Annotated in this window: 11 protein-coding genes, 1 tRNA gene and 4 pseudogenes; 8 read left to right on the forward strand and 8 right to left on the reverse strand. The window is 54.8% G+C overall.

All coding sequences use genetic code 11. The features are described from left to right. Window positions 1-6: 6 nt before the first annotated feature. Together I6L34_RS18585 and hinT (I6L34_RS18590) are read right to left on the reverse strand one after the other, a co-directional pair. Window positions 7-1,443: a COG3014 family protein gene (locus I6L34_RS18585; RefSeq protein WP_058056084.1), complete on the reverse strand. Its 1,437-nt coding sequence runs from the start codon at window positions 1,441-1,443 to the stop codon at window positions 7-9. Then, entirely contained in the window at window positions 1,443-1,793 is a 351-nt protein-coding gene (hinT, locus tag I6L34_RS18590; RefSeq protein ID WP_005334033.1) for a purine nucleoside phosphoramidase, read from the reverse strand. Before hinT (I6L34_RS18590) ends, I6L34_RS18585 begins: the two co-directional genes overlap by 1 nt. Window positions 1,794-2,045: 252 nt before the next feature. Here hinT (I6L34_RS18590) and I6L34_RS18595 point away from each other — a divergent pair, with 252 nt between their 5' ends. Together I6L34_RS18595 and I6L34_RS18600 are read left to right on the forward strand one after the other, a co-directional pair. Beyond that, on the forward strand, window positions 2,046-2,312 hold the full coding sequence (locus I6L34_RS18595; RefSeq protein ID WP_152985349.1) for a hypothetical protein: 267 nt from the start codon (window positions 2,046-2,048) through the stop codon (window positions 2,310-2,312). Beyond that, window positions 2,264-3,133 (forward strand): annotated as a pseudogene (locus I6L34_RS18600) (IS3 family transposase); the annotation flags it as partial. The gene I6L34_RS18595 and the pseudogene I6L34_RS18600, both read left to right, overlap by 49 nt. Before the next feature lie 49 nt (window positions 3,134-3,182). Here I6L34_RS18600 and I6L34_RS18605 read toward each other — a convergent pair. Then, window positions 3,183-3,434: pseudogene (locus I6L34_RS18605) on the reverse strand (transposase); the annotation flags it as partial. Between the two features lie 68 nt (window positions 3,435-3,502). Here I6L34_RS18605 and I6L34_RS18610 point away from each other — a divergent pair. Beyond that, a pseudogene (locus tag I6L34_RS18610) lies at window positions 3,503-4,045 on the forward strand (IS5 family transposase); the annotation flags it as partial. 278 nt (window positions 4,046-4,323) lie between these two features. On the opposite strand, the gene I6L34_RS18615 reads toward I6L34_RS18610, so the two are convergent. The 4 genes and pseudogenes from I6L34_RS18615 to hinT (I6L34_RS18630) form a co-directional block, all read right to left on the reverse strand. Beyond that, window positions 4,324-5,391, reverse strand: coding sequence for a hypothetical protein (locus I6L34_RS18615; RefSeq protein ID WP_146163479.1), 1,068 nt, complete (start codon window positions 5,389-5,391; stop codon window positions 4,324-4,326). Between the two features lie 3 nt (window positions 5,392-5,394). After that, on the reverse strand, window positions 5,395-6,324 hold the full coding sequence (locus I6L34_RS18620) for an FkbM family methyltransferase (protein WP_081042811.1): 930 nt from the start codon (window positions 6,322-6,324) through the stop codon (window positions 5,395-5,397). Between the two features lie 235 nt (window positions 6,325-6,559). Next, a pseudogene (locus tag I6L34_RS18625) lies at window positions 6,560-6,817 on the reverse strand (hypothetical protein); the annotation flags it as partial. After that, on the reverse strand, window positions 6,817-7,167 hold the full coding sequence (gene hinT, locus I6L34_RS18630; RefSeq protein WP_021231009.1) for a purine nucleoside phosphoramidase: 351 nt from the start codon (window positions 7,165-7,167) through the stop codon (window positions 6,817-6,819). The gene hinT (I6L34_RS18630) and the pseudogene I6L34_RS18625, both read right to left, overlap by 1 nt. A 252-nt stretch (window positions 7,168-7,419) precedes the next feature. Between hinT (I6L34_RS18630) and I6L34_RS18635 the strand changes: the two genes are divergently transcribed. Next, window positions 7,420-9,432, forward strand: a complete 2,013-nt coding sequence (locus I6L34_RS18635) for a methyl-accepting chemotaxis protein (RefSeq protein WP_005361571.1) — start codon at window positions 7,420-7,422, stop codon at window positions 9,430-9,432. A 72-nt stretch (window positions 9,433-9,504) separates the two neighbouring features. On the opposite strand, the gene I6L34_RS18640 is transcribed toward I6L34_RS18635, so the two are convergent. Beyond that, window positions 9,505-10,380 (reverse strand): 6-carboxytetrahydropterin synthase, encoded by an 876-nt coding sequence (locus I6L34_RS18640; RefSeq protein ID WP_216955131.1) that lies wholly within the window; start codon window positions 10,378-10,380, stop codon window positions 9,505-9,507. Between the two features lie 80 nt (window positions 10,381-10,460). Here I6L34_RS18640 and I6L34_RS18645 point away from each other — a divergent pair, with 80 nt between their 5' ends. The 4 genes from I6L34_RS18645 (at window position 10,461) to I6L34_RS18660 (ending at window position 14,105) form a co-directional block, all read left to right on the forward strand. Further along, window positions 10,461-11,804, forward strand: a complete 1,344-nt coding sequence (locus tag I6L34_RS18645) for a dihydroorotase (protein ID WP_139432173.1) — start codon at window positions 10,461-10,463, stop codon at window positions 11,802-11,804. 112 nt (window positions 11,805-11,916) lie between these two features. Beyond that, a tRNA-Pro gene (locus tag I6L34_RS18650) sits at window positions 11,917-11,993 on the forward strand. A gap of 216 nt (window positions 11,994-12,209) precedes the next feature. Continuing rightward, window positions 12,210-12,641 (forward strand): hypothetical protein, encoded by a 432-nt coding sequence (locus I6L34_RS18655; RefSeq protein ID WP_216956943.1) that lies wholly within the window; start codon window positions 12,210-12,212, stop codon window positions 12,639-12,641. Window positions 12,642-12,845: 204 nt separating this feature from the next. After that, a complete protein-coding gene (locus I6L34_RS18660) occupies window positions 12,846-14,105 on the forward strand; it encodes a dicarboxylate/amino acid:cation symporter (protein WP_005334018.1) in 1,260 nt (419 codons plus the stop codon). The last annotated feature ends 97 nt before the right edge of the window (window positions 14,106-14,202 follow it).

The following is a 14,202-nucleotide window of genomic DNA, read 5'->3' on the forward strand; positions in this document are numbered from 1 at the left end:
ATCGGCTCAGAGCGGCATCACCCGGGTGGTCAGACCGGCGCCGAGGCGCTGTACCCAGACCAGGGTGATGCGTCCCTTGTGGATGGTGAGCGGCAATTGCCGCTGGGCTGCCCCCGCGCCCAGGGTGAGATTGATGTCACCTGCCGGCACTATTCCCTGCCAGCTCGATGCCTGAGCTGGCAGCGTCAGCCAGCTGCGGGTATCGGCCCGCTCGGAGAGGGTGTTGAAGATCCCCACCAGAATATTGCCCACATCCCCCCCCTCTTTGGCGGCGGTGCGGCGCATCTGCTCCTTGGCCACCAGTCGCAGCGCCTGGCGTGTCAGCATGCCGGGCAGCCGCTCCTGCAGATCTTTGGCGGCCAGCGCTTCCAGCCTGACCAGCTCGCTGGTTTGCTCGACCCGCTTGCCGACTTCCACCGTCAGCGGGCCGGTGTCGCTGGCCCGATTATCGTAATAGGGGATGGCCACGGTAAAGGTACGAAAATCGCCGCGAGAGGTGGAGATGGGCAGCGGCAGGAACAGTTCGCGCCGCGCCGGGATCAAACCATCTTCAAACAGCACCACCAGTTGGCCCTGATTTTTAGCTGGTAATGGTGCTTTGCGGCCCACCTTTTTCTCTGTTTCGCGGATCTCGTCCGGCGCGCCACGCAGCACAGCCAGACGCAGCAAGGCATCTTGCAGGCTGCGGTTGTCCGGCGCTATCTGGTAGCCGCGCTGATAGTCGACCCAGGCATCGTTGAGATCCCCGGCCGCCTCATAGAGCACTGCGGAAAAATAGAAGGTGTAGGCGTTCTGGAAACCGTTTTTGACCTTGCCGATCAACCGGTCGAGATCCGGTGCGCCGCGCGACATCAGCTGGCGCATCTCGCCTTCTGCTTCGGCCTCTTCGCTCTCATCCTTCGCCTTGCGCACCTCGTCAGCTCGTCGTTTCAGGGCCTGCTCCTGCACCTGATTGGCCCGGCGTACCTCCACCAGGGCGCCATAGGCATCTCCCCGTTGCAGGTAGTTGAGGGCCAGATAGTGGTGCAGCATGGTGCGTTCGTAATCGGGAGTGAGATAGGCCATCGACTGATCGTTGGTGAGCAGACTGCTCACCTGATCCAGACCGTGGCTCAGCCGGTATTCGGCCTGATTGTCTTCCCACTCAAGGCGGCTGTCGGCGGCGGTGAACGCCTGCTTGCTGCCCGCATCCTGACCGGCGAGCCAGGCAATGCGCCCCTGTTCGAGCCGATCCAGCACAAAGGTGTCATCCCCAAGGGTGGAGTCGCGCACCTCGGGCAGCGCCTCGGCGGCATGGCCCAGCAGCAGCTGGTTGCGCAGGGGCACCATCTGATCGGAGTAGGAGACGAACATATCCTGCCAGCGGGAGGCGCAGCCTCCCAGCAACAGCAGGGCGCCGCAGAGCAACAGGGCGCTGCGGCAGGTTGAGGCGTTGCGATTCATTACAGGCTGAGCAGCGGTCCCAGCGGCTGGCCACCGACCAGATGCATGTGGATGTGGTAGACCTCCTGCCCACCGTGGCGGTTGCAGTTCATGATGAGGCGGTAGCCATCTTCGGCGATGCCAGCCTCGGCGGCCAGTTTGCGGGCCACGGTGAACATCCGGCCAAGGGCCAGTTCATGTTCGGCTTCCACGTCATTGACGGTGGGGATCAGCACATTGGGGATGATCAGAATATGGGTCTTGGCCTTGGGCTGGATATCCCGGAATGCGGTGACCAGATCGTCTTGATAAAGGATGTCGGCGGGGATCTCTTTACGGATGATTTTGCTGAAAATGGTTTCTTGCGCCATGGCTAACTCCCTTATATGAAACAGAAAATTGAACTAGAACCCCAAGCGGCTCCCGAAAGGGGGGCGAGCAGCACGCCAAGTGTGACACAAGCCGACATTTGACACAGCTGATGTCCCATTCCCTTCAGTTATTGTTAAAAATACCGACAGCCAGAGGGACGTCATCTGCAGCGCCTGTTCAGGGTGGTCTGCAGGGTATCAAAAGGACGGGGTACTCAGGCAAGGGACTTTTGCATATAGGGCGGAATTATCATGAAACAGTTGATGTCCAGTCTGCATCTGCTTGGCTTAATTGTTTCAAGCTCTTTTTTCTCAGTCAATACAAGTAGCTACAACGCAGGGCTGCGGGGTTGCGGTCACCCTGCGCCAATTCTTAACCAGAGTATGGAGATGGTATTCACCTTTGGACAGTTGCCCACAAAAGGGAGTGGACATACTGCTTCAAAGCGGATAACAAACATCTCCATCGTAAAAAAGCGACCCGGCAAGTCCTCTCGCAGCGGCAAGTCGAGAGGCTGACCATTGTCAGGGCTTGCCTGTTTCTGGGGATAAGCCGGCAGGCTTACTACAAGCGCAATCGTGTCGCCGACGAGCGCCATACACAGGGATTGCAGGTGGTGCGCTTTGTGCGTCAGGTTCGACTGCGACAACCTCGGGTCGGTACCCGCAAGCTGCATTATCTGCTGCTGGGTCAGGATGATGGCGGGCTCAAGGTCGGGCGTGACAGGCTGTTTCGGATATTGGCCGAGCACCGCTTGCTGGTGCTGCCCAGACGGGCGTATCACAAGACCACCCACAGTTTTCACCGTTTCTACCGTCATCCCAACTTGCTCAAGGCGGGGCCAGAGCAGGTCACGCCGGTGGCCCCGGAGCAGGTCTGGGTCGCATATATCACCTATCTGCCAGCCAGGAGCGGGCCGCTGTACCTGAGCCTGGTGACGGATGCCTACTCACGCAAGATAGTGGGCCATCACGTGCACGAAGGGATGCACGCCAAGTCGGTGGCGATGGCGTTCAAGAAAGCACTGAAGCAACGACGTGGCAGCGGTGAACTCATCCATCACTCGGACCGCGGCGTGCAGTATTGCTCGGGGCTGTATCAGTCATTACATGAGCGGTACGGGGTGAAATGCTCGATGACGGATGGGTATGACTGTTACCAGAATGCGTTGGCGGAGCGGGTGAACGGGATTTTGAAAGGAGAGTTGTTGTTACAAAGCCCGCAGGATTTGACACAAGCGCGGGAAATGGTGCGTGAAGCAGTAGATATTTACAACGCAGAGCGGCCGCATCATGCGTTGAAATACAGAACCCCCGATGCGGTACATAGGGGGTTCTGAGTAGAGAAATGCTAGTTGAAAATGTGTAAACCTATTTCAGGACTAGACAGTCCTTTTCACGTTCGAGCCGGTTGATGCGGGCTTCCAGCTCCTGAATTTTCTGCTGTTCTGGTGTCAGCGCTTTACTAGTTGGGGTTGTGCCACTGCGTTCGGATTGCAGTTGCTGAACCCTGCGACGGAGCACTGTTTCACCGACATCCAGTGAACGGCTGGCTTCAGGGACAGAATATCCAAGGTCGAGCACCAGGGATGCGGCTTCGAGTTTGAATTCGGCAGTAAATGAGCGACGTAATCTTGTCATTGAACACCTCAGGTCATGGTGGCGACTGTACCACCTAAAATGGTGTCTGGGATGATTAGACCACTACAAAGGTATTTGGTGAAGGCGAGTGGAAGGTCAGAAAACACGGCGCCGAGAAACGGCGAGTCTGGCGCACGTTGCATCTGGCAGTAGACCCAGTGACCCACGATATCGTGGCTGCGGAAATCTCGCTGGAGAATGTCCATGATGTCGAGGTGTTGCCGACTCTGCTCAAGCCACTGCGGCGCAAACTGGGACGTGTTTATGCGGATGGTGCCTATGACAGCAAAGCTAGTCATCAGCTTATCTCGCGCAAAAGGGCGACAGCCTGTATCCCGCCTCGTAAGAGCGCGGGGTTATGGAAAAAGGGGCATCCAAGAAATGAGACCGTGCTGGTGATGCGCAAAGAAGGGCTGGCGCACTGGAAGAAGATATCGGGGTATCACCGTCGCTCGCTGGCAGAGACGGCAATGTATCGGTTCAAGCAGTTGCTGGCGGGGAAAATCCGTCTGCGTAACTACAACGGCCAAGTGGGAGAAGTCATGGCGTATGTAAGCGCCATAAACAAACTGAATACCCTTGGCCTACCTGTCAGAAAGCCCCGAGTTTAGCGGTCACTTGGGGCTGGAGCAGGTGCAGCTTGATGGTTGATTTGGGAAACAACGCCGAGATCACACAAACTGGACTGAGTTCCCTACCTCCGGTGACCTACTATCCGGAGCAGCTAATTGATCAGCACATCGCTCTTTGTATATGTAATCGCCTATATTTCCGTCTATAAAGTCTGCTTCAATTTCACGGCAAGTTTCAACAAGTTGCTCATCCTTGATGCTGAAATTTCGTTGGGGAAAAGTTTTCTGTAACAGCACATGGAAAACTTGTGCTTAAATTAGTAAAAACACGGCAGACTATTTAATGCATTATTTCTCAGGCTATTAATATTGTATGTTAGCGTGAGTGTTTTTCTGACTTTCCCCGTTTCTGTTAAACTACCGCTATGAATGCAGCGAGTGTTCAGCAAGATAAGTTGGTCTTGCTGTGCTAAAGCAGTACATTCTTTTTTTGCTAAAGTAGTGGTCAGACTAGTTGGAAGGAAATTTGCTATGGTGGTTTTCATGCCAGAGTAAATAAAACTATGGTGTAGATGAGATCGAGGTTTTTGTTTTCCAATAAGAGCATCTGGTGTTGTACCTTCAAGCCAGCGTAAAGGTCCGTTGCCTTCGCTAATAGTGTCTAAGGGAATCATTATTTTTATCTGATCAGCCAATTTATCAATATGCCAATTCCTACCATGATGGAACAGTAATGGTGTGGATAGTTCTTCACATAGTAAAGATTCACAAAAAGCAGGTGCATTAGCTTGCCGTTCTGCTATATTTTTTAAATAAGTACTATTCATTAATTGATAGAATACCTCTGGGGCTGAATTTGAATTAAGCCAATAAGCCCGACGTCGTCCTTCGTTCTCAAAGGATTTGACCCATATTCTGCCTTTTTCCCTGTCTGTAAGATAAACTGCGTTAGGATGTTTTTCACAGTATACGTCATTATCAGCTAGTGCTTTTTCATACTCTAATATGTGTTGTTGGGTTATTTTAAGGTTGTGATTTACAACTTCAACATCAGAATTTTTTGATGTAGGGTACAGGAAGTATTGGTTAAGTTCTGGCAAGATATGGGGGGCGTTATACCATTGCTCTGTATTTTGAAAAATATTAGACAAATACTCATGATTTCCTAAGCAGTAATAAAGTTTTTCGAATATCTGGCAGTTGCTATCAAGCAAACTTTTTATCAAGTTTGGTGCTGCGATAAACGGATTTTCTCGGTTTCGCTTTGGTGAGCGGGTTGCATACTCTGCAGCGCAGATAACCAACATATTAAGTAACTTAGTTTCTCCCATTGGTAAGAGGGATTTACTAAACTGCTCGCAAAGGATTGCTGTTGGATTTTTCATGTTTTATTTCCGCCTCATGCATTCGAGTCGTATCGGGTGAGATGTTTTATAGAATTGCTCACTACGATTTTCAGATAATGCGAGCTGATAAGCATGATAATCTGTTGATTGTTTTGTAAATTCGTAATAATTATGTGCTATATCCTTTAGCATTGAATCATCTCTACTGAAAATCATATTGACCATATCTTTCCAGTACCCATTTTTTATTCTCGTATCTTCAGTTAATTGTAAATGCGTTTTAAATCCATGTCCATGGAGAATAGCGACTACTTCTCTATGCTCTGACAGTGTCAAGTTTAGCTCCACTAATAGAGACTTACAATTATTTTTGAGTGTGTTGTGCAAGCCGGAAATAATTAAGTGCTCGATGCCATCCACATCAATTTTAATATGCTGAGGAGAGCTAAAACCTTTTGAGTTCGCGAGCTCATCTCCAGTAAACGTTATAACGGTTTGTTTTGAAAGTGATTTTTTTGGTCTTAAATGTGCGTCAACTTCTTCTCCTACTGAATTGATTCCGGAGGATTCAAAGTCACAATACTTGAATAAAGTACGAATGCTATTTTCATTGCTAAGTCCACAACACAGAGCTGTTACTTTGTTGGCTAGATTATTTAATTGGATATTTCGTGTTAGTAAGGAATAATTAGATGCCTCGGGTTCAAAGCTACAGACCTGAATGCCTCTTATAATGGCAGCGTATAAGCTGAATATACCCATGTTTGCTCCTACATCCCATAATACTTCATCTGAGGGTATAGCATTTAACCAGGCAATAGTTTCTGGTTCTGCAACTTCTAAAGTACAAACCCGTTTTAGTGGATAAGGCGAATTCGTCAGAAATTTGAGTATTTTTCCAGAATATTCTAATGATGTAATTACATCTTTCTGTTGCTCAATCAGCTCGGCAATTGAATGTACTGTTTCCATAATTTTCTCGATTATTAATTTTTTGGTGGACTGCCAACTTGTCTATAAATACTTATTGGCAAGATATCTATTGAATTTTGCTTGTAAATTCCTAGTTATGCAGATCGTCAATATGGCCCAGTGAGATACATTTTAAGTATGTTTTCTTAATCCTTCAAGAATTCTTAGCCACGGTGACTTGGTCAACCGGATGGTGACAGACCTCATTTTTGTCATTAGTAATCGTGGGGGGGAGATAGGCCATCGACTGATCGTTGGTGAGCTGACTGCTCACCTGATCCAGACCGTGTCTTAGCCGGTATTCGGCCTGATTGTCCACCCACTGAAGGCAGCTATCGGCGGCATGGCCCAGCAGCAGCTGGTTGTGCAGGGGCACCATCTGATCGGAGTAGGAGACGAACATATCCTGCCAGCGGGAGGCACAGCCTCCCAGCAACAGCAGGGCGCCGCAGAGCAACAGGGCGCTGCGGCAGGTTGAGGCGTTGCGATTCATTACAGGCTGAGCAGCGGTCCCAGCGGCTGGCCACCGACCAGATGCATGTGGATGTGGTAGACCTCCTGCCCGCCGTGGCGGTTGCAGTTCATGATGAGGCGGTAGCCATCTTCGGCGATGCCCGCCTCGCTTGCCAGCTTGCGGGCCACGGTGAACATCCGGCCAAGGGCCAGTTCATGTTCGGCTTCCACGTCATTGACGGTGGGGATCAGCACATTAGGGATGATCAGAATATGGGTTTTGGCCTTGGGCTGGATATCCCGGAATGCGGTGACCAGATCGTCTTGATAAAGGATGTCGGCGGGGATCTCTTTACGGATGATTTTGCTGAAAATGGTTTCTTGCGCCATGGCTAACTCCCTTATATGAAACAGAAAATTGAACTAGAACCCCAAGCGGCTCCCGAAAGGGGGGCGAGCAGCACGCCAAGTGTGACACAAGCCGACATTTGACACAGCTGATGTCCCATTCCCTTCAGTTATTGTTAAAAATACCGATAGCCAGAGGGACGTCATCTGCAGCGCCTGTTCAGGGTGGTCTGCAGGGTATCAAAAGGACGGGGTACTCAGGCAAGGGACTTTTGCATATACAGCGGGACAATAATGAAACAAACAATGTCGGATCTCTCCATCTTGCAGCGAGTCTACCTTGGCTTCGCGATCCTGGTGGCCGTGATGGTGGCCAGTTCACTGCTCACATTTCGTAGTCAGGAGACCCTGGGGAACGCACTGGAGCAGGTTACCCAGCAGTCTATGCCGCTGGTGATTGCCAGCAGTCAGACCCAGATCACCCTGCTCAGCGCCAACAAGTGGCTGGGGGATGTGCTCACCGAGCAGGATCCCAAACAGCTGCCGGCCGAAGTGGCCGAACTGAAACAGGCCAAGGCTGCGGTGGGCAAGAGCCTCGACGTCTTGCGCCAGCAGGTGGCCCACCACCCCGAACTGCAAGGGGAGATGAGCAGCCTCAGTCAGCAGGTCGACAGCTACCTGCAACTGACCGATACCCTGCCCGGCGAACACGAGGCGCTGCTCACCCGACTGCACAAGGTCAATCTGGCCAAGGGGCAGTTTCAGGTCAGTCTGCCCCAGTTCAAGAAGAGTCTGGGTGACATGATGGTCACCATCGACGACAGCTTTATCAAGATGCTCTCCGAGACCCTGACCACCAAGCTTTCCGCCATCGAACTCTCCACCATGGACGCCCTCAATCAGACCATTCCGGCCCCCATCGAAGGGGCGCTCAAGCGAAACAAGATGCAGATCGAGGGGTTCAACAGCACCATCAAGGATCTGCAGGGGGAGCTGAAGAACTTCGAAAACGACATGGGTCACTATGTTCACGGCTTTGTGCGCGACACCACTGCAAGCGAAGGCGTGCTCTCCCAATATCTGGCGCTGATGAAGCAGCAGGAACAGATGCGGGAGAAGAGCAAGCAGGCAAGCGCCCTGATCGTCGAGATCCAGAACCAGCTTGAGCGGATCACCGGCCAGAGTCAGCAGCTGATGAGTCAGAGCATTCAGCACGCCAAAGCCACACAGAGCCAGAGCACCTTGACCCAGGGAACCAGCATCGTCGTCGCCATTCTGATCGCCATGCTGGTGGCTTATACCCTCGGCAAGGCCATTCGCCGTCCGCTCAGGGAGTTGCTGCGGGTGCTGACCGAAGTGACCCAGGGCGACATGACCCAGCGCATCGGTTTTCAGAGCAAGAACGAATTCGGCCAGCTGGGCAGCCAGATTAACCTGCTGATTGCCCAGATGGGGGAGGTGCTGGCACAGCTTTCACAAGCGTCTGCCCAGCTTAACGATGCCGCCCACGGCAATCGCCACACCACCGAATCGGTGCGGGCTGATCTGGAGAAACAGCGGCAGGAGACCGCCTCGGTCGCCGCCGCCATGACCCAGATGGAGGCCTCGGTGCGGGAGGTGGCGCAGGCTGCCAACCAGACCCTGGAGCGGGTGCAGGATGTGGAGAAGGCCTCCGAGATGGGACGCAAGGTGATGGCAGGCAATATCACCACCACTCATCAACTGGCGGGCAAGCTGCAACAGACCGGCAAGGTGATTGGTGATGTGAGCGCCATGAGCAGCCAGATCGGCAATATCCTCGATGTCATTCGCGGCATTGCCGAGCAGACCAACCTGCTGGCCCTCAACGCTGCCATCGAAGCGGCGCGGGCCGGCGAGCAGGGTCGTGGCTTTGCGGTGGTGGCGGATGAGGTGCGCAGTTTGGCGGGTCGTACCGCCCAGTCCACCAGCGAGATCCAGACCATGATCGAGAACCTGCAGCAGGGGGTTGCCAAGGCAGTGACCGTAATGCAGGAGTGCTCTCGCGAGATGGACAGCTGCGTGGATCAGAGCTCTCACGCCAACAACGCCATGGAGGAGGTGCAGGGGATTGTGGTGCTGATCAGCGACATGTCGAGCCAGATTGCCTCTGCCGCCGAGCAGCAGCAGGCCACCAGCGCCGATATCGCCACCAACCTCAACCGCATCTCCGATATCTCGGATCTCAACTATCAGGGGATTGAGCGGGTAGCCGAGACCAGCCAGCAGCTGGACTCCCTTGCCGAGCAGCAGGAGAGCCTGGTCAAGCGCTTCCGCCTCAGCGCCTGATGGTTGTATGTAAAAATAAAGAGAAGGCCCCGCAGATGCGGGGCCTTGTTATTGCGGTAGTCAACGCAGAAATCACGCGTAGGCGATAGCACCCTTGCCGACCCCTTCATAGGCGACAATCTTGACGAACTTGTCGCCCACCATCTTCTTCACTTTGCGAGCGATGTAGCAGGCCAGCAGCTCGACCGTGGTGTCGGTGTCGATCATCTCCACCTCGGCGGTGGGAATGGCCAGCTGGAACAGCCCTTGCGGCGCCACATATTTGAAGCCGCAGTGATGCTCGCCAAGCTGGGCATTGGCGCGGGGGCTCAAAGCGAGCTCGGTCAGCGCCACCTTGTCCTCCTCGGTGCCAAGGTAGATATCGCCCCAGCGTTCGGCCCAGTTGAGCTCAAGCTCTTGGTCGCGCTCGCCATCGACGTGGATCTCGATGGGAGAGCGGTGGCCGTGGGCGATACGCTGGCAGTTGCCATCGTGCTTTTTCAGGCCATGGCTGTAGTGGTAGAAGGCACCGGTGATCGCCTCCTGACGCAGGGTCAGGGAGAGATCCTTGATATTGCCCGGCAGCCGTTTGGCCAGCACCGCCAGCAGGTAGCGGGTCACCGACTCTTTATCAACTTGCGGGGCAGGGATAAAGGCAAAGCCCTGGGATGGGCAGCGCAGATGGATGGAGCGACCCGGGCGCAGCAGATCCACTGTGCTTTCGTCACCATCCAGTGTCTCGACGTGGATCAGCGGGCACTCGGTCGGCACCAGCAGCTTGTGGTCCACCTCTTCATCGATGATCGACTTGATCAGCTTCTTTACCCGGCCAAAATCCAGCAGCATGCTCATTTCGTTGAGCTCACCGCTCATTTCGATATCTACCAGCCAGCTCTCGCCCACCATGCCGCGGCGTTCGCACAGGTAGCTGGAGTCGATCACGGTCAAATCTCTTACAAATAACTTCATCAGTCAGGCCTTGCTACAGAGAAAGGGCAGTTTTGCGCTATTATGACCCGCGATTATCGGCAAAGGAACTGGAACCCCCCATGAACAAACTGCTTATCAAGAATGCCACCCTGGTCAACGAAGGCCGTATCTATGCCTCCGATGTGTTGATCGAGGGGGAACGGATTGCCCGCATCGCCCCGGATCTCGAGGCGCCCGATGCGCTGGTTATCGATGCCGCAGGTCGCCATCTCATCCCCGGAATGATCGATGATCAGGTCCACTTCCGGGAGCCGGGATTGACCCACAAGGGGACTATCGCCAGCGAATCCCGCGCCGCCGTCGCCGGTGGCACCACCAGTTTCATGGAAATGCCCAACGTCAATCCCCAGACCACCACCCTCGACGCCCTCGAAGCCAAATACCAGATCGCCGCCAACTCCTCCGTCGCCAACTACAGCTTCTATCTCGGTGCCACCAACGACAACCTTGAAGAGATCAAGCGTCTCGACCCCAAGCAGTCCTGCGGGGTCAAGGTGTTTATGGGCTCCTCGACCGGCAACATGCTGGTGGACAATCAGGAGACCCTGGCGGCCATCTTCCGCGAAAGTCCGGTGATGATCGTGACCCACTGCGAAGACACTCCGACCATCGCCAAGGCCGAAGAGGCGGCGCGGGCCAAGTGGGGCGAGAATGTGCCGATGGGCGAGCACGGCCGCATTCGCAGCGACGAAGCGTGCTACAAATCCTCCAGCATGGCGGTGGCGCTGGCGAAAAAATACGGTGCCAAGCTGCACGTGCTGCATCTGACCTCGGCCAAGGAGCTGTCGCTGTTTACCGCCAGCCACGATCTGAGCGAGTTGAAAGACAAGAACATCACCGCTGAGGTGTGCGTTCACCACCTCTTCTTCAATGAAGCCGATTACGAGACCCAGGGCAGCCTGATCAAGTGCAACCCTGCGGTGAAGAGTGCTGCCGACCAGCAGGCGCTGCTGGATGCGGTACGCAACGATGTGCTCGACATCATCGCCACCGACCACGCGCCCCACACCTGGGAAGAGAAGCAGAACAGCTACTTCAAGGCGCCGTCTGGCGTACCGTTGGTGCAGCACTCTTTGCAGGCGCTGCTGGAGCTCTACCACAACGGCGTGTTTACCCTGGAGACTATCGTCAAGAAGACCTCCCACGCGGTGGCCGAGCGCTTCCAGGTGCAGGATCGCGGTTATATCCGCGAGGGCTACTTCGCCGATCTGGTGCTGCTGGATCTGGGCAAGCCCTATGTGGTCAACGATGACAACATCCTCTACCACTGTGGCTGGTCGCCCTTCAACGGCTACCGCTTCCACAGCACGGTGGAGATGACGCTGGTGAACGGCCAGATCGCCTGGCAAAACGGGCAGGTGACTGACCAGATCCTGGGCAAGCGGCTGACCTTTAACCGTTGATTGTTCGCAAAGCAGGCGAACGCACCGTGGCCGAGGAATTGGCGGCGTTTCCCTGTTGACAGGGCAGGGTCATCTCCATAAACTCTGCCCCCGTCAGCCGAGCTGACTCCGTCGGTGTGTAGCGCAGCCAGGTAGCGCATCTGCATGGGGTGTAGAGGGTCGGAGGTTCGAATCCTCTCACACCGACCAAATTCCCCGGTAAAGGCCTTGTCAAACGACAAGGCCTTTTCTTTTGCCTGCGATTTGCCGCACAGGCGCGAAGCCAGTAGTGATGCACGCTGGTCGCTGTTGGCGCGAGCGGATTGTGCAGCCACCGCGCTTTATGGTGTAGTAACGACTCTGTTGCTCATTTGCCTGGCGAGGCCTCTCGTGTCTGCATCCGTATCTAAACCCTGTTGTCTGCTGATGCTCACCCTGCTGCTGCTGGGCTGCGCCACCCCTTACGAGAGTGAAAAGTCATTCTGGAACGGCCAGACCGGTTTTTCCCAGACCCGGCTTGGCCCGGACAAGTGGCAACTGGAGTTTGTCGGCAACGATCTGGTGGACAGGGAGACCGCCCGCAAATATGTGCTCAAGCGGGCAGGGGAGCTGGCACTGGCAGAGGGTTACTCCTGGCTCAAGGTCGATGAGCTGACCATTAACCGCGATGCCGTCAGGGTGTCCCCATCACGGCCGATCTTCGGCTTTGACGAGGATGAACCGGATCTCTTTATGGCCCAGATGCAGGTGCAGCATACCATCTCGGCGCTGCTCACTTTTCGCCTGTTGCCACGGGCACTCGATGAGCGAACTCTGAGTGCGAAATATCTCGCCGAAATCAAAATAAACAGTGATTAATATTGGTGGTTTGCAAGATTCATATCACATACACCTAATGGCAGGATAAAATTCTGGAGAAAGCCTCTAGATTTACCCCCTGCTTTTAGGCATTCTCCCAGCATACCAGCCGCCAGGAATCAACGGCTCGGATCACAAAAACGGACTGTAGTGGCTCCCACGCCACTGTTTACGGCTTGCACCAATCAAAACCGGGACTCCCCCATGAAAATGAATAAACTGACGGTCGCCATCCTCATCTCCATGATGTTTGGCATCCTCACCGGCCAGGGCTATCGGATGTTTGCCGCAGATCAGGCTGCGGATTTCGCCAATAACATCACGATCCTGACCGATATCTTCCTGCGCCTGATCAAGATGATCATCGCTCCCCTGGTCTTCACCACCCTGGTGGTCGGTATCGCCAAGATGGGCGACACCCGCACCGTGGGTCGTATCGGTGCCAAGACCCTCGGCTGGTTCATGCTGGCCTCCCTGATGTCCCTGAGCCTGGGTCTGGTGATGGTGACCCTGATGCAGCCGGGTGTGGGTCTTTCACTATCCCTGCCCAATGACACCGCCAGCTCGGGTATTGCTGCCGGTGCCATTACCCTGAAAGATTTTGTGACCCACGCCATCCCCAAGAGCGTGGTCGAGGCGATGGCCACCAACGAGATCCTGCAGATCGTGGTCTTCTCCCTCTTCTTCGGTCTGGCTGCCGCCGCGCTCGGCGATCTGGCCAAGCCGGTAGTGGTGCTGATGGCCAGCGCTGCCGAGATCATGCTGAAAGTGACCGGCTACGTGATGAACTTTGCGCCGTTCGCGGTGTTTGGTGCCATCGCCGCCATGGTGGCCAAAGAGGGGCTGGGTATTCTGGTCACCTACGGCAGCTTTATGGCCCAGTTCTACATCGCGCTGGCCTGCCTCTGGCTGCTGCTGATCGCCATGGGCAGCGTCTTCCTGCGTGGTCGCGTCATCAAGCTGTTGGCGATGATCCGCGAGCCTATCCTGCTCGCCTTCTCGACTGCCAGTTCTGAAGCGGCCTATCCGAAGACCCTGGATCGTCTGGAGAAGTTCGGTTGTGACAAGCGCATCGCCAGCTTCGTGCTGCCGATGGGGTACTCCTTCAACCTCGACGGCTCCATGATGTACTGCACCTTCGCGGTGATGTTCATCGCCCAGGCGTATGGCATCGAGCTCTCCATGGCCCAGCAGATCACCATGCTGCTGCTGTTGATGGTCACCTCCAAGGGGATGGCCGGGGTACCGCGCGCCTCTCTGGTGGTGATTGCCGCTACCCTGAACCAGTTCCATATTCCGGAAGCGGGCATCCTGCTGCTGCTGGGGATCGACCACTTCCTCGACATGGGCCGTTCAGCCACCAACGTGCTGGGCAACGCCATCGCCGCCAGCGTGGTCGCCAAGACCGAAGACAGTCTGGGTGAAACCGTCGCGCTGGGCGAGAGTGAGCCAGCCAAAGCCTGATCACAACGCCATGAAAAATAAACAACAACGGCCCGCCAATGCGGGCCGTTGTTGTTTATGGCTCGTCTACACTGCTAGATAGTTTCCATCTGGAGTG

It is taken from the genome of Aeromonas sp. FDAARGOS 1404 (genome assembly GCF_019047085.1).
In the GTDB taxonomy this organism is placed as follows: Bacteria; Pseudomonadota; Gammaproteobacteria; order Enterobacterales; family Aeromonadaceae; genus Aeromonas; species Aeromonas veronii.

Bases quoted from the DNA above. Each gene is read 5' to 3' on its own strand.
- I6L34_RS18645 (WP_139432173.1), top strand. From the start codon at position 10,461: ATGAACAAACTGCTTATCAAGAATGCCACCCTGGTCAACGAAGGCCGT.
- hinT (WP_005334033.1), bottom strand. From the start codon at position 1,793: ATGGCGCAAGAAACCATTTTCAGCAAAATCATCCGTAAAGAGATCCCC.
- I6L34_RS18595 (WP_152985349.1), top strand. From the start codon at position 2,046: ATGAAACAGTTGATGTCCAGTCTGCATCTGCTTGGCTTAATTGTTTCA.
- hinT (WP_021231009.1), bottom strand. From the start codon at position 7,167: ATGGCGCAAGAAACCATTTTCAGCAAAATCATCCGTAAAGAGATCCCC.
- I6L34_RS18640 (WP_216955131.1), bottom strand. From the start codon at position 10,380: ATGAAGTTATTTGTAAGAGATTTGACCGTGATCGACTCCAGCTACCTG.
- I6L34_RS18585 (WP_058056084.1), bottom strand. From the start codon at position 1,443: ATGAATCGCAACGCCTCAACCTGCCGCAGCGCCCTGTTGCTCTGCGGC.
- I6L34_RS18620 (WP_081042811.1), bottom strand. From the start codon at position 6,324: ATGGAAACAGTACATTCAATTGCCGAGCTGATTGAGCAACAGAAAGAT.
- I6L34_RS18635 (WP_005361571.1), top strand. From the start codon at position 7,420: ATGAAACAAACAATGTCGGATCTCTCCATCTTGCAGCGAGTCTACCTT.
- I6L34_RS18615 (WP_146163479.1), bottom strand. From the start codon at position 5,391: ATGAAAAATCCAACAGCAATCCTTTGCGAGCAGTTTAGTAAATCCCTC.
- I6L34_RS18655 (WP_216956943.1), top strand. From the start codon at position 12,210: ATGCTCACCCTGCTGCTGCTGGGCTGCGCCACCCCTTACGAGAGTGAA.
- I6L34_RS18660 (WP_005334018.1), top strand. From the start codon at position 12,846: ATGAAAATGAATAAACTGACGGTCGCCATCCTCATCTCCATGATGTTT.